Genomic DNA, 22,865 nt, shown 5'->3' with positions numbered 1-22,865 from the left:
TATGGCGTACGAACCAAGACTTAAGAAAGAGTATAAAGAGAGAGTTATCTCTGCTCTTACAGAAGAATTCAGCTACTCCAATGTAATGGAGGTTCCAAAACTACAGAAGATAGTTGTGAGCCGTGGAGTTGGGGCTGCTGTGGCAGATAAGAAACTTATTGACCATGCTGTAGATGAACTTACGGCTATTACCGGTCAAAAAGCTGTTGCGACCATATCTAAAAAGGATGTTGCTTCTTTCAAACTTCGTAAGGGAATGCCAATTGGGGCGAAAGTTACCTTGCGCGGAGAAAGAATGTATGAGTTCCTGGATCGTTTGATCACTTCGGCACTTCCACGTGTACGTGATTTCAACGGGATCAAAGCTACAGGTTTTGACGGTAGAGGTAATTACAACCTCGGTGTGACCGAGCAAATTATCTTTCCGGAGATTGATATCGATAAAGTGAACAGGATCAATGGTATGGATATTACCTTTGTGACCAGCGCCAACACCGATAAAGAAGCAAAATCATTGTTAACCGAATTGGGATTACCTTTTAAAAAGAATTAATTATGGCTAAAGAATCAATGAAAGCCCGTGAGGTGAAGAGACAAAAATTGGTTGAAAAGTATGCTGAGAAACGTAAGGCTTTAAAAGAGGCCGGAGACTATGAAGCATTACAAAAACTTCCAAAGAACTCATCTCCTGTACGTTTGCACAATCGTTGCAAATTAACCGGAAGGCCAAGAGGGTATATGAGACAATTCGGTATTAACCGTGTTACTTTTAGAGAGATGGCTAACAGTGGTTTGATCCCAGGTGTTAAAAAGGCTAGTTGGTAAGATTATAAATTGGGAGAAGGTTCCGCATGAGTTCATGAGGAAAACCACTTCCGCAAATTGAAATAGATGAATACAGATCCTATTGCAGATTATTTGACAAGAATTAGAAATGCGGTTGCTGCAAACCACAGAGTGGTGGAGATCCCCGCTTCTAATCTTAAAAAGGAAATTACCAAGATTCTTTTTGATCAGGGTTATATCCTTAGCTACAAGTTTGATGATTCAACTGCTCAAGGCAGCATCAAAATTGCACTAAAATATGACAAGGTTACTAAAGAGCCTGTTATCAAGAAAATTCAGCGCATAAGTAAACCCGGTTTACGTAAATATGCCGGTGCCAATGAACTTCCTCGTATCCTTAACGGCCTTGGAATTGCTATTGTTTCTACTTCTCACGGTGTAATGACCGGAAAGCAGGCACAACAGGAAAAAGTTGGTGGTGAGGTATTGTGCTACGTTTACTAATATTTAAAGACGAAAAGAAATGTCCAGAATAGGTAAAAGTCCAATCACAATTCCACAAGGTGTTACAGTAGACATTAAAAACGGAGTTGTTACGGTAAAAGGAAAATTAGGGGAACTTACTCAGGAGTACTCGGAAATCGATATTAAGATCGAAGAAGGGGTTATTACTTTTGAGCGCCCTTCAGATAAGAAAGAGCACAAAGCAAAACACGGTCTTTATCGTGCTTTGATCAATAACATGATCGAAGGTGTTTCTAATGGATTCACACATGAACTTGAATTAGTTGGTGTGGGATACAGAGCTACCAATCAGGGTCAAAAATTGGATCTTGCTGTTGGGTACTCTCATAACATTATCTTAGATTTGGCCCCCGAAGTAAAGGTGGAAACAATTTCAGATAAAGGTAAGAACCCTATCGTGAAATTGACTTCGCATGATAAACAACTAGTAGGCCAGGTAGCTGCAAAGATCAGATCTTTCCGTGCACCAGAACCTTACAAAGGTAAAGGTATCAAGTTCAAGGGTGAACAGTTAAGAAGAAAAGCAGGTAAATCAGCTTAATAAGTAAGATTATGGCAGTTTCAAAACAAGATAGAAGAACAAAGATCAAGAAAAGGATCAGAAGAGATATAAGCGGTACTCAAGGCCGTCCCAGACTTTCAGTTTTTAGAAGCAATAAAGAAATTTATGCTCAAATTGTGAATGATGTTGATGGAAAAACCTTGGTGGCTGCATCTTCAAGAGATAAGGAAGTTGCATCTGCAACTGTAGAGAATAAAATAGAGCAGGCGGCACTAGTTGGTAAAGCTATTGCTGAAAAAGCTTTAAAAGCCGGAATAGAGACCATCTCTTTTGATAGAGGGGGTTACCTGTACCACGGAAGAGTAAAATCATTAGCAGAAGGTGCTCGCGAAGGAGGACTAAAATTCTAAAAGTATGTATCAGGATTATAAAAACGTAGAACTTGTAAAGCCAGGAGGACTTGAATTAAAAGACCGTTTGGTTGGTGTACAACGTGTTACTAAAGTTACAAAGGGTGGTAGAGCCTTCGGCTTTTCTGCAATTGTAGTTGTAGGTGATGAAAATGGTGTTGTAGGCCACGGGTTAGGAAAATCAAAGGAAGTAGCCGATGCCATTTCTAAAGCAGTAGAAGACGCAAAGAAAAACCTGGTGCGTATCCCTCTTAACAAGGGTACCCTACCTCATGAGCAAAAAGGTAAATACGGTGGAGCAAGAGTAATGTTATTGCCTGCTGCGCCTGGTACCGGAGTTATTGCTGGTGGTGCTATTCGTGCCGTACTTGAATCTGTTGGGGTTCACGATGTACTTTCAAAGAACCAGGGGTCTTCAAACCCTCACAACGTTGTAAAAGCAACTTTCGACGCATTGCTTCAATTGAGAAGTGCAGAAACTGTAGCTAAGCAGCGTGGTATTTCTCTGGAAAAAGTTTTTAAAGGATAACAACAAGGAAAATGGGAAAAATAAAAGTTACTCAGGTAAAAAGTGCAATTAAGCGCACTCAGAACCAAAAACGTACTTTGGAAGCACTGGGACTAAGAAAACTTGGTCAGGTAGTGGAGCATGAGAATACGCCAAACATCCTTGGTATGGTAAATAAAGTAAATCACTTGGTTTCCGTTGAGGAGACAAAATAAGAAATTCACATGGATTTAAGTAACTTAAAACCTGCGAAAGGTTCAGTTCAAAGTAACAGTAAGCGTGTTGGGCGTGGTGAAGGATCAGGAAAAGGTGGTACTGCCACCCGTGGTCATAAAGGTGCCAAGTCACGTTCAGGTTACTCAAGGAAAATAGGATTTGAAGGAGGGCAGATGCCTCTTCAAAGACGTGTTCCTAAATTCGGATTCAACAACATCAACCGTAAAGACTATCAGGGGATTAACCTTGATACTCTTCAAAGCCTGGTAGATGAAGGTAGAATTACCGATACGGTTGACATGAATGTTCTTGTAGAGAATGGATTGGCCGGGAAAAACGAGTTGGTAAAGATATTAGGTAGAGGTGAATTAAAAGCTAAGTTGAAAATATCTGTTCATAAATTTACTGCATCCGCAAAGCAAGCAATTGAGGCTGCTGGTGGTGAAGCCGTTACCTTATAATAGATAACAATGAAATTCATCAATACATTAAAGAATATCTGGAAAATTGAGGAGCTAAAAAATAGAATTTTAGTAACCCTTGGTTTGTTGTTGGTGTATCGTTTTGGAGCACAGGTTGTGCTTCCGGGCATTGATGCGTCTCAATTAGCTAACCTTGCGACTCAAACAGATGGGGGATTGCTGGGATTGCTTAACGCTTTCACAGGAGGTGCATTTTCAAATGCATCTGTGTTTGCATTAGGTATTATGCCTTACATCTCTGCATCTATTGTGGTGCAATTGATGGGGATCGCAGTTCCTTATCTTCAAAAGTTGCAGAAGGAAGGGGAGAGTGGCCGTAGAAGGATCAACCAAATTACAAGGTGGTTGACTATTGCTATCACTCTGGTGCAGGGTCCTGGTTATATCTATAACCTGTTCGCTACTTTGCCTTCCAGTGCATTCCTTCTTGGGAGTACTGTGACATTCGTGGCATCCTCTGTGATCATTCTTGCTACAGGTACCATATTTGCAATGTGGTTAGGTGAGAAAATTACCGATAAAGGTATTGGTAACGGTATCTCCCTTTTAATTATGGTTGGTATTATTGCCACTCTACCACAGGCTTTCATTCAGGAATTTGCTTCAAGAGTATTCGAATCCAATGGAGGGTTGATCATGATCCTTATTGAACTTGTTATCTGGTTTGCGATCATCCTGGCCTCTGTAATGTTGGTAATGGCTGTGCGACAGATTCCTGTACAATATGCTAGAAGAACCGCAACCGGAGGATATGAAAAGAATGTATTTGGTTCAAGACAATATATTCCATTGAAGCTTAATGCTTCTGGGGTTATGCCGATCATCTTCGCCCAGGCAATCATGTTCATTCCGGCAGCAGTGGCAGGACTTTCACAGTCTGAAACTGCACAGGGAGTAACAGCCGCCTTTAGTGATATCTTCGGCTTTTGGTACAATCTGGTGTTTGCGTTGTTAATTATTATTTTTACGTACTTTTACACCGCGATTACTGTACCTACCAATAAAATGGCAGATGATCTTAAGAGAAGTGGTGGTTTTATTCCGGGGATCAGACCTGGAACCGAAACTGCTGAGTTTTTAGATCGCATCATGTCGCAAATCACCCTGCCGGGTTCTGTTTTCTTAGCGCTTATCGCAGTGTTCCCTGCTATTATCGTTTCCCTGTTGGGAGTTCAGGCCGGATGGGCTTTGTTCTTTGGAGGAACATCATTGTTGATCATGGTAGGAGTTGCAATCGATACCATGCAACAGGTTAATTCATACCTGTTGAACAGACATTATGATGGTCTTATGAAAACCGGTAAAAACAGAAAAGCAGTAGCATAATGGCAAAACAATCGGCAATAGAACAAGACGGAACGATCATTGAAGCATTGTCAAATGCAATGTTCCGGGTGGAATTAGAGAATGGTCATGTTGTGACCGCGCATATTTCAGGTAAAATGCGAATGCATTACATTAAGTTATTGCCTGGGGACAAAGTGAAATTAGAAATGAGCCCGTACGATTTATCTAAGGCTCGAATAACTTACAGATACTAATAACTATGAAAGTTAGAGCATCAATTAAAAAAAGAAGTGCCGAGTGCAAAATTGTGCGAAGAAAAGGCAGACTGTACGTGATTAACAAAAAGAATCCAAAATTTAAACAAAGACAAGGGTAGTTATGGCTAGAATTGCAGGTGTTGATATACCAAAACAAAAGCGAGGCGTTATAGCATTGACCTATATCTTCGGAATTGGAAAGAGCAGAGCTCAGGAAATTCTTAAAGAGGCCAACGTTGAAGAAGGAAAGAAAGTTTCAGACTGGAATGATGACGAGATCGGAAGAATCCGTGAAGCTGTTGGTGCCTTTAAAATTGAAGGGGAATTACGTTCAGAGATTCAATTGAGCATTAAGCGCTTAATGGATATTGGAAGTTACAGAGGGATTCGTCACAGAGCGGGGCTTCCGTTAAGAGGACAAAGAACCAAAAATAACTCCAGAACCAGAAAAGGAAGAAGAAAAACAGTTGCAAACAAAAAGAAAGCAACTAAATAATAAGTAGGATGGCAAAAGCTAAAGTAACTCAAAAGAAACGCAAGGTAAATGTTGAGTCTATTGGAGAAGCACATGTTACTGCTTCTTTCAACAACATTATCATTTCGTTGACCAATAAAAAAGGAGACGTTATCTCCTGGTCTTCTGCCGGTAAAATGGGCTTTAGAGGATCAAAGAAAAACACTCCTTACGCAGCTCAATTAGCTGCTGAAGACGCATCAAAAGTAGCTCACGAAGCCGGTCTTCGTAAAGTGAAAGTATTTGTGAAAGGACCAGGAAACGGTAGAGAATCTGCTATTCGTTCCCTTCACAATGCAGGAATTGAAGTAACTGAGATCATCGACGTTACACCACTTCCACACAATGGATGTCGTCCTCCAAAAAGACGTAGAGTTTAATTTAACAAGTATAACAAAAGTAAGCAAAGAGATCTGCGAAGGACAGTGACCTTAATTCCACGATCGCTTGCTTTATAATCAATTTTTCAATGGCAAGATATACTGGTCCAAAGACTAAAATCGCCCGTAAATTCGGGGAAGCTATTTTCGGAGATGACAAATCTTTTGAAAAAAGAAACTATCCTCCGGGACAACACGGTAATAACCGTCGTCGCGGAAAGAAATCTGAATATGCTATCCAGTTAATGGAAAAGCAAAAAGCGAAGTATACCTATGGTATCCTTGAGCGTCAATTCAGAAACATGTTTGAAAAAGCAACCCGTGCACAGGGAATTACCGGTGAGGTGCTTTTACAACTTTGTGAGTCTAGATTAGACAACGTAGTTTACCGAATGGGTATTGCCCCATCAAGACGAGCTGCAAGACAACTGGTTTCTCACAGACACATCACGGTAAATGGTGAATTAGTTAACATTCCTTCTTACCAGTTAAAAGCGGGAGATGTTGTAGGGGTAAGAGAGAAATCAAAATCCTTAACTGCCATCCAGGATTCCTTGGCTAATTCAGGAAGTGTTTACGAATGGATCACATTCAACAATGAGACCAAAGAGGGAACATATGTTTCTGTACCCGGAAGAGTACAAATTCCGGAAAATATAAATGAACAATTCATCGTCGAATTATATTCGAAATAATAATTCACAGAAGTCGTAATATGGCAATATTAAATTTTCAGAAGCCCGATAAAGTTATAATGATTGATTCAACCGATTTCGAAGGGAAATTTGAATTTCGCCCTTTGGAACCAGGTTATGGATTGACTGTTGGTAACGCTCTAAGAAGAGTACTTTTATCTTCACTTGAAGGGTTCGCTATCACCTCTGTTCGCATGGAAGGTGTAGAGCATGAATTCTCAACTATCCCGGGGGTAGTAGAAGACGTAACCGAAATAATCTTGAATCTAAAGCAGATCAGGTTTAAAAGGCAAATTGATGAAATAGACAATGAAGCCGTTACCATTTCTGTGTCAGGTCAGGAGCAATTGACTGCAGGTCACTTCCAGAAATTCATTTCAGGTTTCCAGATTCTTAATCCGGACCTTGTTATCTGTAACATGGATAAGAAGGTAAACCTAAACATGGAGGTTACTGTAGAAAAGGGTAGAGGATACGTTCCTGCTGAAGAGAATAAGAAGCCTAATGCACCTATCGGTACGATCTATACAGATTCCATTTACACTCCAGTAAAGAATGTGAAGTACAGTATCGAAAACTATAGGGTTGAACAAAAAACCGATTACGAAAAGCTGGTTTTTGAGATCTCTACAGATGGTTCAATCCATCCCAAAGAAGCCCTTACCGAAGCTGCTAAGACTTTGATCCACCACTTTATGCTGTTCTCTGATGAGCGCATCACTTTGGAGGCCGACGAGATTGCACAGACTGAGACTTACGATGAAGAATCCCTTCACATGCGTCAATTATTAAAGACCAAATTGGTAGACATGGACCTTTCAGTTAGAGCACTTAACTGCTTAAAAGCTGCAGAGGTTGATACTCTTGGGGATTTAGTATCATACAACAAGAACGATCTTATGAAGTTCAGAAACTTCGGAAAGAAGTCTCTTACAGAGCTTGAAGAGTTGGTAAACAACAAAGGCCTGAACTTCGGAATGGATCTTTCGAAATATAAACTAGATAAGGACTAGTCGCGTTTAAGGCGCAACTGTCAAAAAAATAAATTATAACCATCATAGTTTGCTCCTCAAAATGGGTCGTAGCAAGATGATGAAACAAAAAATGTCATGAGACACGGAAAAAAGACAAACCACTTAGGAAGACAAACGGCTCATCGTAAAGCGATGCTTGCGAATATGGCTTGCTCTCTTATTGAGCACAAGCGTATCAATACTACTGTAGCAAAGGCAAAGGCTTTGAAGCAGTTTGTAGAACCATTGGTTACTAAATCAAAGGAAGACACTACTCACAACAGGAGATTGGTATTTTCAAAATTGCGTGACAAAAATGCAATTTCTGAATTATTCCGCGAAATAGCACCTAAGGTTGGTGATCGTCCGGGAGGATATACCAGGATCATTAAACTTGGAAACAGGTTAGGTGATAATGCAGATATGGCACTTATTGAACTTGTAGATTACAATGAAATCTATAACGTAAATAAACCGGAGAAGAAAAAGTCAACCCGTAGGGCTGGTAGAGGTAAGAAATCTGCCGATGCAGCACAGGCGAAGCCGGAAGCTTCTTCAGAAGAAAAGAAAAACGAAGGAAACGAGGAATAGGAATGAATCTTTCTTCATAAATTTTAAAAAGGATAAGCCATTAAAGCTTATCCTTTTTTTATACCCTTAAACCAGGGTCTCAAAAAGGTTACATTGAGCAACATTTTTTAAACCTTAAAAGAGTCAAAATTATCTCTGTCAAAAATGATAGTTTTGTAAATGATTAAGAGGAACCAATTATGAAATATCAAGCACGTAAAAAGGCAATTCTGCTGTTAGAAGACGGAACTATCTTTCATGGTAAAGCTGTGGGGGACAAAAACGGTAAAGCATTTGGTGAAGTCTGTTTCAACACAGGGATGACGGGTTATCAGGAGATTTTTACAGATCCGTCGTACTTTGGGCAAATCATGGTGACCACCAATGCTCACATTGGTAACTACGGTGCCAATGAAGAAGAAAAAGAGGCAGAAACAGCACAGATCTCCGGGCTCATTTGTAAAAATTTCAGCTATTATCAAAGTCGTCCTGCGGCAGATGAAACTTTAAAACAGTTTCTTGACCGCAGCGATCTTTTTGCAATATCAGATGTTGATACCAGAGCTCTGGTTACCTATATTAGAGAAAATGGAGCTATGAACGCTGTTATCACTACAGAATTTGACGATCTTGATGCTCTTAAGAAGGAACTTGCTGCAGTGCCAGACATGAATGGTCTTGAACTTGCATCAAAGGTTTCAACTAAAAAACCCTATTTCTTTGGGAACGAATCTGCAAGGTTTAAAGTAGCAGTTCTTGATATAGGTGTCAAAAAGAGCATTTTAAAGCATCTTTCTAAAAGAGATGTGTACTGCAAGGTTTATCCCTATGATACTTCTTATGCCGAAATGAAAGAGTGGGGTGCACAGGGTTATTTACTATCTAATGGTCCAGGGGACCCTCAACCATTGGCAAGTGCAGTCCAGGTTGCAAAGGATATCATTGCAGATGATAAACCTCTCTTTGGGATATGCCTTGGTCATCAGGTAATTGCATTGGCTAATGGAATTTCTACATATAAAATGCATCACGGCCACAGGGGGATAAATCATCCAATTATGAACCTGGAGACAGGTAAAGGGGAAATTACTTCACAGAACCATGGTTTTTCAGTGAACAAAGAGGAAACAGAAGCTCATCCGGAAGTTGTGGTAACGCATACACATCTCAACGACGGTACAGTTGCAGGAATAAGACTTAAGAACAAGAATTGTTTTTCAGTCCAATATCATCCAGAGGCCAGTCCGGGACCAAATGATGCTCATTACCTCTTCGATGAATTCATTCATAATCTAATAAAAGAGAAACAATAATCCAGATCCCCGCAACAGCGGGGATCTTCTTTTTCTGCTATAACGTATTCGTTAATAAATTTCTCTTAATTCCTTTGAACTAAGGGCTTGGCCTTTTACTATTCTTTTGAAGTATTCGTATCTTGCAGTACCAAAAAAAGAAGATTAATTAAAAATAATTTATATGAGCATAATTATAAATATTCATGCACGTCAAATTTTTGATTCCCGTGGGAATCCTACAGTGGAAGTTGATGTAGAAACAGAGAACGGAATTATAGGAAGAGCGGCAGTGCCTTCCGGAGCATCAACAGGAGAACATGAAGCAGTAGAGCTTCGTGACGGTGGTGATGCTTACATGGGAAAAGGGGTGTCTAAGGCAGTAAAGAATGTCAATGAGGTCATTGCAGAAGAATTGTTAGGTTATTCTGTTTTTGATCAGAATGTTATTGACCAGGCAATGATAGAATTGGATGGGACTCCAAATAAGTCAAAGCTAGGAGCTAATGCTATTTTAGGAGTTTCTCTTGCAGTGGCCAAAGCAGCGGCAAATGAATTAAATATGCCTCTTTACCGTTACGTTGGTGGGGTAAGTGCCAATACACTTCCTGTTCCAATGATGAATATTATTAATGGCGGATCTCATAGTGATGCTCCTATTGCATTTCAGGAGTTCATGGTAATGCCGGTAAAAGCAAAGGATTTTTCCGAAGCCTTAAAAATGGGTACAGAGATCTTTCATAACCTGAAGAAAGTACTTCACAAGAGAGGTTTAAGTACTGCTGTTGGGGACGAAGGTGGTTTCGCACCTACGCTCGACGGTACTGAGGATGCTTTGGATACCATCTTGCAATCTATTAAGAATGCAGGCTATAAACCGGGCGAGGAAGTTATGATCGCTCTTGATTGTGCTGCAGCTGAATTCTATGAAAATGGAAAATATGATTATACCAAATTTGAAGGGGATTCAGGAAAGGTAAGAAGCAGTGAAGAGCAGGCGGAATATCTTGCGGAATTAGCTTCTAAATATCCAATCATTTCCATTGAGGACGGAATGGATGAAAATGACTGGGATGGCTGGAAAGCACTTACTAAAAAGGTTGGGAATAAAGTACAACTTGTTGGAGATGATTTGTTTGTGACAAATGTTGAACGCCTTTCAAGAGGAATTGAAAACAAGATCGCGAACTCAATATTGATCAAGGTAAACCAGATTGGAACATTAACCGAAACTATTTCGGCCGTTAATATGGCACACAATGCCGGCTATACTTCTGTAATGTCGCACCGTTCAGGAGAAACTGAGGATAACACTATTGCCGATCTTGCTGTAGCTTTAAATACCGGGCAAATTAAAACCGGTTCTGCCTCCCGAAGTGATCGTATGGCGAAGTACAACCAACTTCTTCGAATTGAAGAGGAATTAGGCAGTGTTGCTTACTTTCCCCAGGAAAAAGCTTTTAAGATCAAGAAATAAAAAATATTTTATCATTGATATGGAGCCCTTCACTAGCGTGAGGGGCTTTTTCTTTTAAAGTATGATCCTGGTCATATTTTTTAAACTGTTGGCTGGCTAATTTTAAGAGGTTCACTAGTAGAGCATCAATGCCTCCGGATATCACTGAACATTTCTAAACCTTTTCTATTCTTTTGGAGTCCGGGAAAAGGAATTTCGGCCCCAAAAATTTGGGCAGAATTTTGTAAATTAGCAATCCTTAAAATAAATCATAAGCAAATCCATAAAAAATATGTCAAAAGTAGCTACATTAAAGATAGATGGAAAAACCTATGACCTGCCACTGGTTGTAGGTACAGAGAAAGAAGTTGGCCTGGATATCACATCATTGAGAGGCCAAAGTGGGGCTGTTACCCTGGATCCCGGATATAAAAATACAGGCTCCTGCGAGAGTGCCATTACTTTCCTTGATGGAGAAGAGGGGATCTTGAGGTATCGTGGATATTCCATCGAAGAATTAGCTGAAAAAGCTGATTTTCTGGAAGTAGCTTACCTCTTAATTTTTGGAGAGCTGCCAACCGAAAAACAACTTCAAAAATTCAATACCGATATTCTTGATCAAAGTATTGTGAATGAGGATATGAAGACCGTTTTAAAAGGTTTTCCTAACTCAGCCCACCCTATGGGGGTTTTATCATCTCTTACCAGTGCCCTTACTGCATTTAACCCAAAGTCGGTCAATGTAGATTCCGAAGAGGATATGTATAAGGCTATTGTAAAGATACTTGCAAAGTTCCCTGTGCTTGCTGCATGGACGTTACGTAAGAAGAATGATCAGGTGCTTTATAATAAGGATACCAATATAGGGTATGTTGAAAGCTTGCTTAAAATGATGTTCCAGAATGACAATCCTAAGAAGAATTATAAGCAGAATAAAGTAGTAGTCAACGCCCTGGATAAGTTGCTTATTCTTCACGCAGATCACGAACAGAACTGTTCAACATCAACAGTTAGAATTGTAGGTTCTTCACATGCAGGGCTATTTGCATCTATTTCTGCAGGAGTTTCTGCCCTTTGGGGGCCACTCCATGGTGGAGCAAACCAGGCGGTGATTGAAATGCTTGAAGAGATCAAAGCCGATGGTGGAGATACTTCCAAGTTTATTGCCAAGGCAAAAGATAAAGATGATCCATTTAGACTGATGGGCTTTGGTCATAGAGTTTATAAGAACTTTGATCCTAGAGCCAGAATAATTAAAAAGGCTGCCGATGAAGTCCTTGGGCAATTAGGGGTTGAAGATCCAATTCTTGAAATAGCTAAAGGACTTGAGAAAGCAGCTTTAGAAGATCAGTACTTTATTGATAGAAAACTTTATCCAAATGTGGATTTCTATTCAGGAATAATTTACCGTGCAATGGGAATACCAACAGAGATGTTTACCGTTATGTTTGCTGTAGGACGTCTTCCGGGTTGGATTGCCCAATGGAGGGAAATGCGCCTTAGAAAAGAACCAATTGGTCGCCCAAGACAAATTTATATTGGAGAAACAAAAAGATCTTTTAAAGAAATAGATAAGAGATAAGAAAATAAATTTTCAAGAGTAAGAAGCTTCACAAATTTTTTGTGGAGCTTTTTTAGTTATTGATGGTTTGGAGGCAAAAATGGTGAAAATTAGTAGCAAAGAACTCTTCAACAAAGCCTTTCCACCTCCTAATAGGCATGATTCCTTTTACTATATTTGCAGCAAATTTAGCGTATATGAAACTGAATATTAAGAACGAAACTTCACGCTTGAGAGCAGTGGTGCTGGGAACAGCTGAAAGTCCCGGGCCTACACCTGAATATGAGAATGCCTATGATCCAAAATCGGCAGAACATATCAAGGCTGGAACTTATCCCGTGGAAGAGGATGTGGTAAAAGAAATGGAAGCAGTTAGGGAAGTTCTCGAAAAATACGATGTAAAGGTTTATAGGCCTAAATTGGTAAAAGATCTGAACCAGATCTTCACCCGTGATATAGCTTTTGTAATTGATGACAAATTCATTAAAGCCAATATTCTACCCGACAGGGAGGAAGAAATTGAAGCTATTTCTTATGTAATTGACAAGATAGATAAGGATAAGGTGTATTCTCTACCCGAGGATGCTCACGTAGAAGGAGGAGATGTGATGTTGTATGACGACTATCTTTTTGTGGGTGCTTATTACGGGGAGGATTATCCTCAGTTCATTACCGCCAGAACTAACTTGAAAGGAGTTGAGCACCTCCGGGAAATGTTTCCTCACAAAAAAGTGAAATCCTTCAACTTGCGAAAATCTAACACCGAAGCTCGTGACAACGCCCTGCATCTGGATTGTTGTTTTCAACCGGTAGGTAGAGGTAAGGCTATTATATACAGGGACGGATTTCTTGATCAGGAGGAATATCAATGGCTGGTTGACCTGTTTGGGAAAGAGAACATCTTTGAAATTACCCGTCAGGAGATGTATGATATGAATTCGAATGTATTCTCTATTTCTGAAGATGTAGTAATTTCTGAAAGAAATTTCACCCGACTCAACACCTGGCTTCGAGAGAATGGCATGATAGTGGAAGAGGTGCCATACGCCGAAATTGCCAAACAAGAAGGATTGTTGAGATGTTCAACTTTACCTTTAATAAGAGATTAAAAATTTAATGAGACAGATTACAGATACAGTTTTAATGGTACGTCCGGTTGCTTTTAGAATGAATGAGCAAACGGCTGTAAACAATTATTTTCAGGAAGGATTACACCTGGACAATGAGCAGATCAATAAAAAAGCTCAGGAGGAATTTGATGCTTTTGTAGAGAAGCTTAGAAGTGTAGGAGTGAATGTTATCACCGTGGATGATGATGAAAAACTTGACACACCCGATTCTATTTTCCCAAATAATTGGGTGACCTTTCATGAAGACGCCACTGCTGCACTCTATCCTTTATTTGCTGAGAACCGCAGGCGGGAACGTCGTGCAGAGGTCTTTGAAAAAATAGAATCTGAAGGCTATCTCATTAAAGATGTAATAGACTATACGAGTGCCGAGGAGGAGGAGCTTTTTCTCGAATCCACCGGGGTTTTAATTCTGGACAGAGTGCATGAAAAGGCATATTGTGCCCTTTCTCCAAGAGCTAATGAAGAGTTGCTTATTGAATTTTGTGAAGATTTTGAGCTTACGCCGGTAATTTTTAATGCATATCAGGATGTGGATGGACGCAGAATGCCAATTTACCATACCAATGTCATGATGTGTCTGGCAGAGAATTTTGCAGTGATCTGTTTAGACAGTATAGATGATCCCAAGGAGCGAAAGAATGTGGTAAAGCATTTGAAAACAGATGGTAAGGAAATTATCGAAATTTCAGAAGCCCAGCTGCATCATTACGCAGGAAATATGCTACAGGTTCAGGGTGCCGAAGGGAAGAAATATTTGGTGATGAGTGAAGCTGCAAGAAAAAGTCTGCTTCCGGTTCAAATAGCGGCTATTGAAAAACATTGTGAGATCCTCAGCAGTGATCTTACCACAATCGAGACTTGTGGTGGTGGTAGTGCCCGCTGTATGCTAGCCGAAGTTTTCCTTCCTAAAAAGTAATTTACAAAGCCCTTTCAAAAAGGGCTTTTTTCATCCTTCTTTATTCCTGGTCTTCAATTCTCGGTAGGGCTTGATCTGCTTTAAAATGGCGTAACTTTTTTATGAAACCGTGGACCTCCGGCTGGTTGGCTCCGGCATGGATCTTTATGAAAAAATGGTCTTTGTAAAAGGAATACTCTTCTGCACGGCCTTTATAGATCTTCAGCTTAAAAAAGGGTACAACCAGCGAATAGGTCTCTCCGGCCGCTCTAAAGCTAATAAGAATTCCCTTTGGTCGCATTTCCAAACTGCAGTTGCTCTGTCCTTCGTTAAGCACAAGCAGATTGTAAATTTCGATACTTGCTGCGGTAACGGGAAGGTTATGTATGCTTGTACTTTGTAATTCCTGTCTTTTGGAAAGATCAAAGGGTTTGCCTACCAGCTCATTAATTTCTTCTCTTTTATCGCTAAAGTCGCGGGAAATATTCAGTAGCATTTCTTTATTTCTAAAGGTAAGCATTTGCGGTTAAACGCTTTAACCAAGCTTAAAATTCTGTTATCTTTGCAGCTTCCTGTGGGTGCCTGCGGGGTTTATAATTTGAGAAAAAATGAATATTCAGAATACACTTTCGGTTCAGGTAAAAGAAGCGGTAAAGAATATATATCAGGTGGAGGTCGAATCGGTAGAATTCCAGCCTACGAGAAAAGATTTTGAGGGTGATATTACGCTCGTTACTTTTCCTATGTTAAGGCAGGTGAAGACCAATCCGGTACAATTGGGTGAGGCTATTGGAAATTATCTTGTGGAGAATAACCCGGAGATAAAGAAATTTAATGTAGTTCAGGGGTTTTTGAATATTGTCCTAGATGACCAGTACTATCTCAATTTCTTCGGAAAAATCAAGGATAATCCCGACTTTGGAAGAACTCCCGAAGGTGAGAATTCTTTAATGGTAGAATATTCTTCTCCCAATACTAATAAACCGTTGCATCTAGGGCACATCAGAAATAACCTTTTAGGGTACTCAGTTTCTGAAATATTGAAGGCTTCAGGGAAAAAAGTTTATAAGACCCAGATCATCAATGACCGCGGAATCCATATTTGTAAATCCATGCTCGCCTGGCAGCGTTTTGGAAATGGGGAAACTCCTGAAACCTCCGGTTTAAAAGGGGACAAGCTTGTTGGAAACTACTATGTAAAGTTCGATAAAGCCTATAAGGAAGAAGTTTCTTACCTCGTAGCCCAGGGAAAATCTGAAGAAGAAGCAAAGGCCGAAGCTCCTATTTTAAAGGATGCTCAAGACATGCTGCGCAAATGGGAAGCGGGGGACCAGGAAGTGGTGGAGCTGTGGAAGACCATGAACCAGTGGGTATATGACGGTTTTGAAGAAACCTATGATAAACTAGGAGTCGATTTCGATAAGAATTATTACGAGAGCAATACATATTTACTCGGTAAAGATGTAGTGAAGGAAGGTCTTGAAAAAGGGGTTTTTTACCGTAAGGACGATGGCAGCGTTTGGATAGATCTTACCGAGGAAGGCCTGGATGAAAAGATCGTGCTTCGTAGTGATGGAACTGCCGTTTACATGACTCAGGATATTGGTACTGCTATACAGCGAGTGCAGGATTTCCATATCAACGGGATGGTCTATACCGTAGGAAATGAACAGGATTACCATTTCAAGGTCCTCTTTTTGATCCTTAAAAAACTTGGTTATGAATGGGCCAATCATCTTTACCACCTTAGCTACGGAATGGTAGATCTTCCTACCGGGAAGATGAAAAGTCGTGAAGGAACGGTGGTCGATGCAGATGATCTTATTGAAGAAATGACTGCTACCGCTCAAAAAATTTCTGAAGAACTCGGGAAACTTGATGGGTATTCGGATGAGGAAAAAGAAGAGCTCTACAGAATTATCGGACTCGGAGCTTTGAAATATTATATTCTGAAAGTCGATCCGCGAAAACGTATCCTTTTCAATCCTGAAGAATCGGTAGATTTCCAGGGAAATACCGGGCCTTTTATTCAGTATACCTATGCGAGGATACAGTCCATTCTTAGGAAGGCTGAATTTGATTACGGTGAGGCTATTTTTACTTATGAACTGAATGAAAAGGAAAAACAGCTGATCAAGCAGCTGCAGCTTTATCCTGAAACAGTTCAATTGGCAGCTGAAAATTTTAGTCCGGCTCTAATTGCCAATTACACTTATGAATTGGTGAAGGAATTCAATAGTTTCTATCAAAATGTCACTATTTTAGGTACCGAAGATGAGAAAGAGAAGCGCTTCAGGGTTCAATTGTCTAAAGCTGTAGGAGATGTTATCAAATCTTCTTTTGCGCTCCTGGGAATTCAGGTGCCCGAGAGAATGTAAATCGAATTTTGAAGTTAGAAGTACGAGTTTAGAAGTGATTTAAACTGCTGTCAGAAAAGTTTGAAAATTAATTGAAAAATAAGGGGTTTCAAAAATGGCATTTTTGAGACCTCTTATGGAAGATCTTTTCAGAAGAAGATTCGGAAGAAATAAAGAAATTTTGAAGCAGATGTGAAGTTGAAAAAGTTTTCACTTCAGCCTCAAATCATTAAATTTGCAACGGTCGGTGAAATCCGGCGGCTCATAAAATTGGAGAGAAGATTATGTTCGAAAGTTTAAGCGATAAATTAGATAATGCCTTACACGTCTTAAAGGGACATGGGCAAATCACTGAAGTTAACGTAGCCGAAACCCTAAAGGAGGTTAGGCGGGCTCTTGTAGATGCCGATGTTAACTACAAAATTGCCAAGGAATTTACTACTACGGTAAAAGAAAAGGCGCTGGGGCAGAACGTTCTTACCGCTTTAAAGCCGGGACAGATGATGGTAAAGCTCGTAAAAGACGAGCTTACCCAATTAATGGGTGGGGATGCCGAAGGAATCAATCTCTCAGGGAATCCTTCTGTGATCTTAATGTCCGGGCTGCAGGGTAGTGGTAAAACTACTTTTTCAGGAAAACTTGCAAATTATCTTAAAACCAAGAAGTCCAAAAAGCCTCTTTTAGTGGCCTGTGATGTTTACCGTCCTGCAGCGATAAATCAGCTTCACGTGGTTGGAGATCAGGTTGGCGTTGAGGTTTTCAGTGACGAAGGGAATCAGGATCCGGTTTCGATCTCCAAGGCAGCTATTGCTCATGCAAAAGCTAATGGACATAATGTGGTAATTATCGATACCGCCGGTCGTCTAGCTGTTGATGAGGCGATGATGACCGAGATCGCTAATATTCACAGCGCAATTCAGCCGCAGGAAACCTTGTTTGTCGTGGATTCCATGACAGGACAGGATGCGGTGAATACGGCTAAAGCTTTCAACGACCGACTAAATTTTGACGGGGTTATTCTTACCAAACTCGATGGCGATACCCGTGGTGGTGCGGCCATTTCGATAAAATCGGTTGTAAATAAACCAATAAAATTTATTGGTACGGGTGAGAAAATGGATGCTATCGATGTTTTCTATCCTTCCCGTATGGCCGATCGTATCCTTGGAATGGGAGATGTTGTGTCTCTTGTTGAAAGGGCACAGGAGCAATATGACGAGGAGGAAGCGCGAAAGCTCCAGAAGAAGATTGCCAAAAATGAATTTGGATTTGATGACTTCCTGAATCAGCTTCAGCAGATCAAGAAGATGGGGTCCATGAAAGATTTGATGGGAATGATTCCCGGTGCCGGAAAGATGCTGAAGGATGTTGAGATCGATGATGATGCTTTTAAACCAATAGAAGCAATTATTCATTCCATGACTCCGGCAGAGCGTTCGAAGCCATCAATAATAAATGCATCGCGAAAGAAGAGAATAGGTAAAGGTTCCGGTACATCTGTTCAACAAGTAAACCAGTTGCTGAAACAGTTCAACCAAATGAGCAAAATGATGAAGATGATGCAGGGAGGCGGCGGAAGAAAGATGATGCAGATGATGAAGGGAATGAAGTAGTGCTCAGTGGTCAGTGGTCAGTGATCGGTGTACAGTGAGCAGAAAAAACAGTTTATGAAATTTCAAGATTTGTTCGCTTATCAGAAGTCAATTTCTCTCTCTATGGATATTTTTGAGATTTCTAAGACGTTTCCGAAGGAGGAAACCTATTCGCTGACAGATCAAATTAGACGTTCATCACGTAGTGTCTCCGCAGCTATTGCTGAAGCATATAGGAAAAGGGCTTATCCACGACATTTTTCCAGTAAATTAACAGACGGAGATGCCGAAAATTCAGAAACTCAAGTGTGGCTGGAATATGCCTGGAGGTGCAAATATGTCTCAGAAGAAACCTTTAAGGAACTAGTGAAGGAAAGTGAGGAAGTTGGGAAACTGATCAATTATATGATCCTGAATCCTGGTAAATTTGGTGTAAAGACTGAAGAATAAAATCTATTGTAATATAACTGATCACTGAATACTGAATACTGAATACTAAGAATATGACGCTCCTCGACGGTAAAAAATTAAGCAACGAAATTCAGGAAGAGATTGCCCTGGAAGTTCAAAAAATGAAAGAACGCGGGGAGAAGGTCCCGCATCTTGCAGCAATAATTGTTGGAAATGACGGTGCCAGCCTTACTTATGTGAATAGTAAGGTGCAGGCTTGTAAGCGCGTGGGATTCGAATCTTCCGAATATCGCATGTCTTCAAATACCAGCGAATTAGAGCTGTTGGCAAAGATCGAAGAGCTCAATAATAATGATGATATCGACGGGTTCATTGTGCAATTGCCTCTTCCTCCACAGATCAACACTCAAAAAGTACTTCTAGCAGTGAGTCCCGACAAAGATGTTGATGGATTCCATCCTACCAATTTCGGAAAGATGTCGTTGGACATGACATCTTTTATTCCGGCGACACCATTCGGAATTCTTGAAATGCTGGAGCGTTACGATATCCCGACAAAAGGTAAACATACCTGTGTCATAGGGCGCAGCTATATCGTGGGGAGACCTATGAGTATTTTGATGGGAAGACAAGGCTTCCCCGGGAATTCTACTGTCACCCTAACGCATGAGTTTACCAAAAATATTACTCAGATAACTTCCCAGGCTGATATTATTATCATTGCGGTAGGAATCCCAAACTTCCTGAAAGCCGAAATGGTCAAGGATGACGCTGTGGTAATCGACGTGGGGATCACAAGAGTTCCCGACGATTCCAAACCAAAAGGTTACAGGATTACCGGAGACGTAGACTTTGAAAATGTTTCCAAGAAAGCGAGTTATATTACTCCGGTGCCAGGTGGGGTTGGTCCCATGACCATAGCCATGCTCCTTAAGAACACTTTATTGGCACGGGAAACTCATCGCACCAGAGAAAAAGAACTAAAAAATTAAATCAGGAATTTAATTTTTTAGCCTCATCTATTTTCCAGTCCAGATACGCATGTAGATCGGATTCAATAAACCTAATAGCTACTGTAAACAGAGCAAAATCATCTACATAACCTACTCCCGGAAGGAAATCGGGTAGCATATCCATTGGATTAAATACATAAAGCAAAGTCAAACCTATTGCCGCAATGGTAAACCAGGGTGGAGAAGTATATTCGCCTTTTCGGTAATCCTGTAGCATCCCAAACATTAACTTACCGAGCTCAGCGTATTTCTTCATACCCGAGCCCCGCAATTTTTTATCTATTGCTTCCTTGTTCTTCATGACCATATCGAGGTCACCATCATCTACATTGGAAATTTCTGTTTGCAGGTAATCCTTGTTGATCTTCTTTTTTACATTCTCGAGCATAGCAAAGTTTTTTGAAGGTTATAATTTGTGTTCAGTTTTTCCGTATTCGTGCTTGTATATTTTTAAGATAAGCAAAAACAGTGATACGAGCAAAGGCCCGAAGATCAGTCCGATAAATCCGAAGAGAGGGACTCCTACTATTACCCCAAAGAGTGTTATTAAAGGATGAACACTTGCCAAACGATTGAGGATATATAGTCGCAGAATATTATCTGTAATTCCTACGATCACAAAACCATAAATGACAATGAAGATGGCCTGCCACTCCATGCCCATCGAATAGAGTAAGATGGTGACGGGAACAATTCCAATTGCTGTTCCTATGAAGGGCACCATAGCTCCTATTGCGGTGATCACAAACCAAAAGAGAGGATCGGGGACACCAACGATAAGGTAACCGATTAAGGCAACAACTCCCTGAAAAAAGGCAACTAATGGAATTCCCAGGGCATTTGATTTCACCATTTCATCACCTTCATTCCCAATTACTTCCAGGTTGTCCTCTCCTAAAGGGATATATGAAACCACCATTTTTTTGAGGTCATTCCTGTTCATTAACATGTAGTACAACAAAAAGTACATGATACTAATTGCAATGAAAGCATTAAAAGTCCCTGCCCCAAGAGATTGCAAATTATTTGACAACCAATCTGCGACCCGGGCAGAATCTATGCTCTTGCTTATGTCGTAACCTATATAGACTTCAGCTTCATTGATCTGGTCCTTGATGGCCTGCAAAACCATTTCCGAATTAGCGACGGCTTTACCGATTTTTGAGGTCAGCATGATCACTGTGAGCGTGATAGGTACAAGAATGCCAACAAACGAGAGGAACATGAGAAAGGAAGCCGCCAGTACTGGTTGCCAATTCCGGGAAACCAACCAGCCCATAGGTTTTCTCATGACCACGTAAAGCGTTATTGCTCCTAATATTCCCGAGAGATACGGTAAAACCTCCCGAAAGATCAAAACCAGAAGAAAAATAATGAGGAGTAGTACGAACAATTGTCGTACTAAAGATGGCTTTAATCTGTTCATTTAGTTGAGGTAGTTATTTCGCGAATAATTGATCAATGTTTTTAAAAGCCTTGAATTCAAGAGCGTTGCCGCAGGGGTCTTTAAAAAACATCGTTGCCTGCTCTCCCACCTGTCCTTCAAAGCGAATGTAAGGTTCAATAACAAATTCGACTCCTTTACTTTTCAATTCTCCGGAGAATTCCTGGAAGGTATCCCAATCCAGGACCACTCCAAAATGTGGAATAGGAACATCTTTACCGTCTACGGGATTACTTCCCGTATTCCTCCCTTCGGAAGCGGCTTTGTAGTGGATGACAAGTTGATGGCCAAAGAAGTTGAAGTCAACCCAGTGGTCACTGCTTCTACCTTCTTCACAGCCTAGAACTTCTCTATAAAATACCCTGGCCTTCTCCAGATTGTCTACCGGAATGGCTAAATGAAATGGTTGAACTTTTTGCATTTTCTAATGGTTACGTAGAGCGCTGATCAATTCTTTCTTACTCATTTTTGATCGGCCCTCAATACCTACTTCTTTTGCTTTTTTGTAGAGTTCGTCTTTGCTGCGATCTTCGTATTTGCCGGCTTTACCACCTTTCTTTCCTGAATTTGAAGAATTGGCGATTCTGGCAGCTTTTTCCTTGCTCGCGCCTTTGTCTCTTAAAGCTTCGTACTGGTCTTCGTTCTTGATTCGATTGTCTGGCATAACTTTTTTCTTAAAATTAAGCAGATAAGCCAGATTATTTGCTTAATTCTCTGTTAAGATTCCCTTTTCCTTCTGTTTCGGGGGAATTTCTTTTCGGTATTCTTTTTTCCTGAGGAAGAGGTTTTTACATCCTTTCCCGGCTTCTTTTCTCCCGGTTTCAAGCCTGTCGACGCCTCTTCAGTCTTTGTTGATGCTCCTGTGAGACGCTCAAGTTCTTCCAATTCTTCTGAAGTGAGATGGCGATATTTTCCCACCGGAACATCCAGCTCAATATTCATTATCCTTATTCGTTTCAGTTTTACCACTTCGTAACCCAGATATTCACACATGCGGCGTATCTGCCTGTTGAGGCCCTGGGTAAGCACAATCCTGAAGACAAATTTGCTCAACTGCTCCACTTCGCACTCCCGGGTTATAGTATCTAAAATGGGAATTCCAGACGACATTCTTTGGATAAAATCATCTGTTATTAACCGGTCTACGGTAACTATGTATTCCTTCTCGTGGTTGTTACGGGCTCTAAGGATCTTATTGACAATATCTCCGTCATCTGTGAGGAGGATTAAACCCTCACTTGGTTTATCCAGTCTCCCTATGGGGAAAATGCGGGTAGGAAAGTTTATGTAGTCAACAATATTCTTCTTTTCGGCGGGATTTGTGGTGCAAACGATTCCAATCGGCTTGTTGAAAGCCAGGTAAACATTTTCTTTTTTGGGGGGAACGATTAGTTCGCCGTTTACCCGAACTTCATCACCCGGGCCTACTTTAGTCCCCATTTCGGGAACCTCTCCGTTAATGGTCACCCGTCCCTGTTCAATGAGGGTATCGGCTTTTCGCCTGGAACAGTAGCCAACTTCGCTCAGGTATTTATTTAAACGGGTGAGATTATTGGAAGTCATTTA

General features: G+C 40.6%; 31 protein-coding genes. 25 read left to right on the top strand and 6 right to left on the bottom strand.

Translation table 11 applies throughout. The features are described from left to right. Position 1 precedes the first annotated feature (1 nt). The 21 genes from rplE to ctlX all read left to right on the top strand — a co-directional run bounded on the left by rplE (position 2) and on the right by ctlX (position 14,503). The gene (gene rplE, locus VR862_RS09210) at positions 2-553 is read left to right on the top strand and encodes a 50S ribosomal protein L5 (RefSeq protein WP_324720668.1); all 552 of its coding nucleotides are present in this window, start codon (positions 2-4) and stop codon (positions 551-553) included. Between the two features lie 2 nt (positions 554-555). After that, complete coding sequence (gene rpsN / locus VR862_RS09205) at positions 556-825, top strand: 30S ribosomal protein S14 (RefSeq protein ID WP_324720667.1); 270 nt, start codon at positions 556-558, stop codon at positions 823-825. A gap of 66 nt (positions 826-891) precedes the next feature. Then, positions 892-1,290 carry a 30S ribosomal protein S8 gene (gene rpsH / locus VR862_RS09200; protein ID WP_097056540.1) on the top strand — a complete coding sequence of 133 codons (399 nt, stop codon included), beginning with the start codon at positions 892-894 and terminating at the stop codon, positions 1,288-1,290. Between the two features lie 19 nt (positions 1,291-1,309). Then, a complete protein-coding gene (gene rplF, locus VR862_RS09195) occupies positions 1,310-1,852 on the top strand; it encodes a 50S ribosomal protein L6 (RefSeq protein WP_324720665.1) in 543 nt (180 codons plus the stop codon). Between the two features lie 11 nt (positions 1,853-1,863). Beyond that, positions 1,864-2,223 (top strand): 50S ribosomal protein L18, encoded by a 360-nt coding sequence (gene rplR, locus VR862_RS09190; protein WP_324720664.1) that lies wholly within the window; start codon positions 1,864-1,866, stop codon positions 2,221-2,223. 4 nt (positions 2,224-2,227) lie between these two features. Then, complete coding sequence (rpsE, locus tag VR862_RS09185; protein ID WP_029037144.1) at positions 2,228-2,752, top strand: 30S ribosomal protein S5; 525 nt, start codon at positions 2,228-2,230, stop codon at positions 2,750-2,752. Between the two features lie 11 nt (positions 2,753-2,763). Further along, on the top strand, positions 2,764-2,946 hold the full coding sequence (gene rpmD / locus VR862_RS09180) for a 50S ribosomal protein L30 (protein WP_029037145.1): 183 nt from the start codon (positions 2,764-2,766) through the stop codon (positions 2,944-2,946). A gap of 9 nt (positions 2,947-2,955) precedes the next feature. Further along, entirely contained in the window at positions 2,956-3,408 is a 453-nt protein-coding gene (gene rplO / locus VR862_RS09175; RefSeq protein ID WP_324720663.1) for a 50S ribosomal protein L15, read from the top strand. A gap of 9 nt (positions 3,409-3,417) precedes the next feature. Then, positions 3,418-4,755: a preprotein translocase subunit SecY gene (gene secY / locus VR862_RS09170; protein ID WP_324720662.1), complete on the top strand. Its 1,338-nt coding sequence runs from the start codon at positions 3,418-3,420 to the stop codon at positions 4,753-4,755. Next, complete coding sequence (gene infA / locus VR862_RS09165; RefSeq protein ID WP_006988529.1) at positions 4,755-4,970, top strand: translation initiation factor IF-1; 216 nt, start codon at positions 4,755-4,757, stop codon at positions 4,968-4,970. The genes secY and infA overlap by 1 nt, the downstream gene beginning before the upstream one ends. Before the next feature lie 5 nt (positions 4,971-4,975). Next, positions 4,976-5,092, top strand: coding sequence for a type B 50S ribosomal protein L36 (gene ykgO, locus VR862_RS09160; protein WP_037325435.1), 117 nt, complete (start codon positions 4,976-4,978; stop codon positions 5,090-5,092). A 2-nt stretch (positions 5,093-5,094) separates the two neighbouring features. Beyond that, positions 5,095-5,469, top strand: coding sequence for a 30S ribosomal protein S13 (gene rpsM / locus VR862_RS09155; RefSeq protein WP_324720661.1), 375 nt, complete (start codon positions 5,095-5,097; stop codon positions 5,467-5,469). An 8-nt stretch (positions 5,470-5,477) separates the two neighbouring features. After that, on the top strand, positions 5,478-5,867 hold the full coding sequence (rpsK, locus tag VR862_RS09150; protein WP_324720660.1) for a 30S ribosomal protein S11: 390 nt from the start codon (positions 5,478-5,480) through the stop codon (positions 5,865-5,867). 89 nt (positions 5,868-5,956) lie between these two features. Next, the gene (gene rpsD / locus VR862_RS09145; RefSeq protein ID WP_324720659.1) at positions 5,957-6,562 is read left to right on the top strand and encodes a 30S ribosomal protein S4; all 606 of its coding nucleotides are present in this window, start codon (positions 5,957-5,959) and stop codon (positions 6,560-6,562) included. Between the two features lie 20 nt (positions 6,563-6,582). Further along, positions 6,583-7,575: a DNA-directed RNA polymerase subunit alpha gene (locus VR862_RS09140; RefSeq protein ID WP_324720658.1), complete on the top strand. Its 993-nt coding sequence runs from the start codon at positions 6,583-6,585 to the stop codon at positions 7,573-7,575. A 96-nt stretch (positions 7,576-7,671) separates the two neighbouring features. Next, positions 7,672-8,166, top strand: a complete 495-nt coding sequence (rplQ, locus tag VR862_RS09135; protein ID WP_324720657.1) for a 50S ribosomal protein L17 — start codon at positions 7,672-7,674, stop codon at positions 8,164-8,166. A gap of 179 nt (positions 8,167-8,345) precedes the next feature. Then, positions 8,346-9,458 carry a glutamine-hydrolyzing carbamoyl-phosphate synthase small subunit gene (gene carA / locus VR862_RS09130; RefSeq protein WP_324720656.1) on the top strand — a complete coding sequence of 371 codons (1,113 nt, stop codon included), beginning with the start codon at positions 8,346-8,348 and terminating at the stop codon, positions 9,456-9,458. Between the two features lie 163 nt (positions 9,459-9,621). After that, positions 9,622-10,914 (top strand): phosphopyruvate hydratase, encoded by a 1,293-nt coding sequence (gene eno / locus VR862_RS09125; RefSeq protein WP_324720655.1) that lies wholly within the window; start codon positions 9,622-9,624, stop codon positions 10,912-10,914. Positions 10,915-11,185: 271 nt separating this feature from the next. Continuing rightward, positions 11,186-12,475 carry a citrate synthase gene (locus VR862_RS09120; protein WP_324720654.1) on the top strand — a complete coding sequence of 430 codons (1,290 nt, stop codon included), beginning with the start codon at positions 11,186-11,188 and terminating at the stop codon, positions 12,473-12,475. A 176-nt stretch (positions 12,476-12,651) separates the two neighbouring features. Further along, positions 12,652-13,563: a dimethylarginine dimethylaminohydrolase family protein gene (locus tag VR862_RS09115; RefSeq protein WP_324720653.1), complete on the top strand. Its 912-nt coding sequence runs from the start codon at positions 12,652-12,654 to the stop codon at positions 13,561-13,563. Positions 13,564-13,570: 7 nt separating this feature from the next. Beyond that, a complete protein-coding gene (gene ctlX, locus VR862_RS09110) occupies positions 13,571-14,503 on the top strand; it encodes a citrulline utilization hydrolase CtlX (RefSeq protein WP_324720652.1) in 933 nt (310 codons plus the stop codon). Between the two features lie 40 nt (positions 14,504-14,543). Here ctlX and VR862_RS09105 read toward each other — a convergent pair whose 3' ends face one another. Continuing rightward, complete coding sequence (locus VR862_RS09105; RefSeq protein ID WP_324720651.1) at positions 14,544-14,978, bottom strand: hypothetical protein; 435 nt, start codon at positions 14,976-14,978, stop codon at positions 14,544-14,546. A gap of 112 nt (positions 14,979-15,090) precedes the next feature. Here VR862_RS09105 and argS point away from each other — a divergent pair, with 112 nt between their 5' ends. The 4 genes from argS (at position 15,091) to VR862_RS09085 (ending at position 19,834) form a co-directional block, all read left to right on the top strand. Further along, positions 15,091-16,860: an arginine--tRNA ligase gene (gene argS / locus VR862_RS09100; protein ID WP_324720650.1), complete on the top strand. Its 1,770-nt coding sequence runs from the start codon at positions 15,091-15,093 to the stop codon at positions 16,858-16,860. 263 nt (positions 16,861-17,123) lie between these two features. Then, positions 17,124-18,452: a signal recognition particle protein gene (gene ffh / locus VR862_RS09095; protein ID WP_324720649.1), complete on the top strand. Its 1,329-nt coding sequence runs from the start codon at positions 17,124-17,126 to the stop codon at positions 18,450-18,452. Between the two features lie 54 nt (positions 18,453-18,506). Next, positions 18,507-18,881 (top strand): four helix bundle protein, encoded by a 375-nt coding sequence (locus tag VR862_RS09090; RefSeq protein WP_324720648.1) that lies wholly within the window; start codon positions 18,507-18,509, stop codon positions 18,879-18,881. A 53-nt stretch (positions 18,882-18,934) separates the two neighbouring features. Then, positions 18,935-19,834 (top strand): bifunctional 5,10-methylenetetrahydrofolate dehydrogenase/5,10-methenyltetrahydrofolate cyclohydrolase, encoded by a 900-nt coding sequence (locus tag VR862_RS09085; protein WP_324720647.1) that lies wholly within the window; start codon positions 18,935-18,937, stop codon positions 19,832-19,834. A gap of 1 nt (position 19,835) precedes the next feature. On the opposite strand, the gene VR862_RS09080 is transcribed toward VR862_RS09085, so the two are convergent. Genes VR862_RS09080 through rluF form a run of 5 tightly spaced genes read right to left on the bottom strand, consistent with a single transcriptional unit; the run spans position 19,836 to position 22,862 of the window. After that, positions 19,836-20,243 (bottom strand): YkvA family protein, encoded by a 408-nt coding sequence (locus VR862_RS09080; protein ID WP_324720646.1) that lies wholly within the window; start codon positions 20,241-20,243, stop codon positions 19,836-19,838. An 18-nt stretch (positions 20,244-20,261) separates the two neighbouring features. Beyond that, positions 20,262-21,281, bottom strand: a complete 1,020-nt coding sequence (locus VR862_RS09075) for an AI-2E family transporter (protein WP_324720645.1) — start codon at positions 21,279-21,281, stop codon at positions 20,262-20,264. 13 nt (positions 21,282-21,294) lie between these two features. Continuing rightward, positions 21,295-21,720 (bottom strand): VOC family protein, encoded by a 426-nt coding sequence (locus VR862_RS09070; RefSeq protein WP_324720644.1) that lies wholly within the window; start codon positions 21,718-21,720, stop codon positions 21,295-21,297. Positions 21,721-21,723: 3 nt separating this feature from the next. Next, positions 21,724-21,963, bottom strand: coding sequence for a DUF7218 family protein (locus VR862_RS09065; protein WP_324720643.1), 240 nt, complete (start codon positions 21,961-21,963; stop codon positions 21,724-21,726). 53 nt (positions 21,964-22,016) lie between these two features. Then, complete coding sequence (gene rluF / locus VR862_RS09060; protein WP_324720642.1) at positions 22,017-22,862, bottom strand: 23S rRNA pseudouridine(2604) synthase RluF; 846 nt, start codon at positions 22,860-22,862, stop codon at positions 22,017-22,019. Positions 22,863-22,865: the final 3 nt, after the last annotated feature.

The organism is Salinimicrobium aquimaris, assembly GCF_035607535.1.
Taxonomy (GTDB): domain Bacteria; phylum Bacteroidota; class Bacteroidia; order Flavobacteriales; family Flavobacteriaceae; genus Salinimicrobium.
Note: the sequence above shows the minus strand (reverse complement) of the source record. Positions and strands in the feature narration are given on the sequence as shown.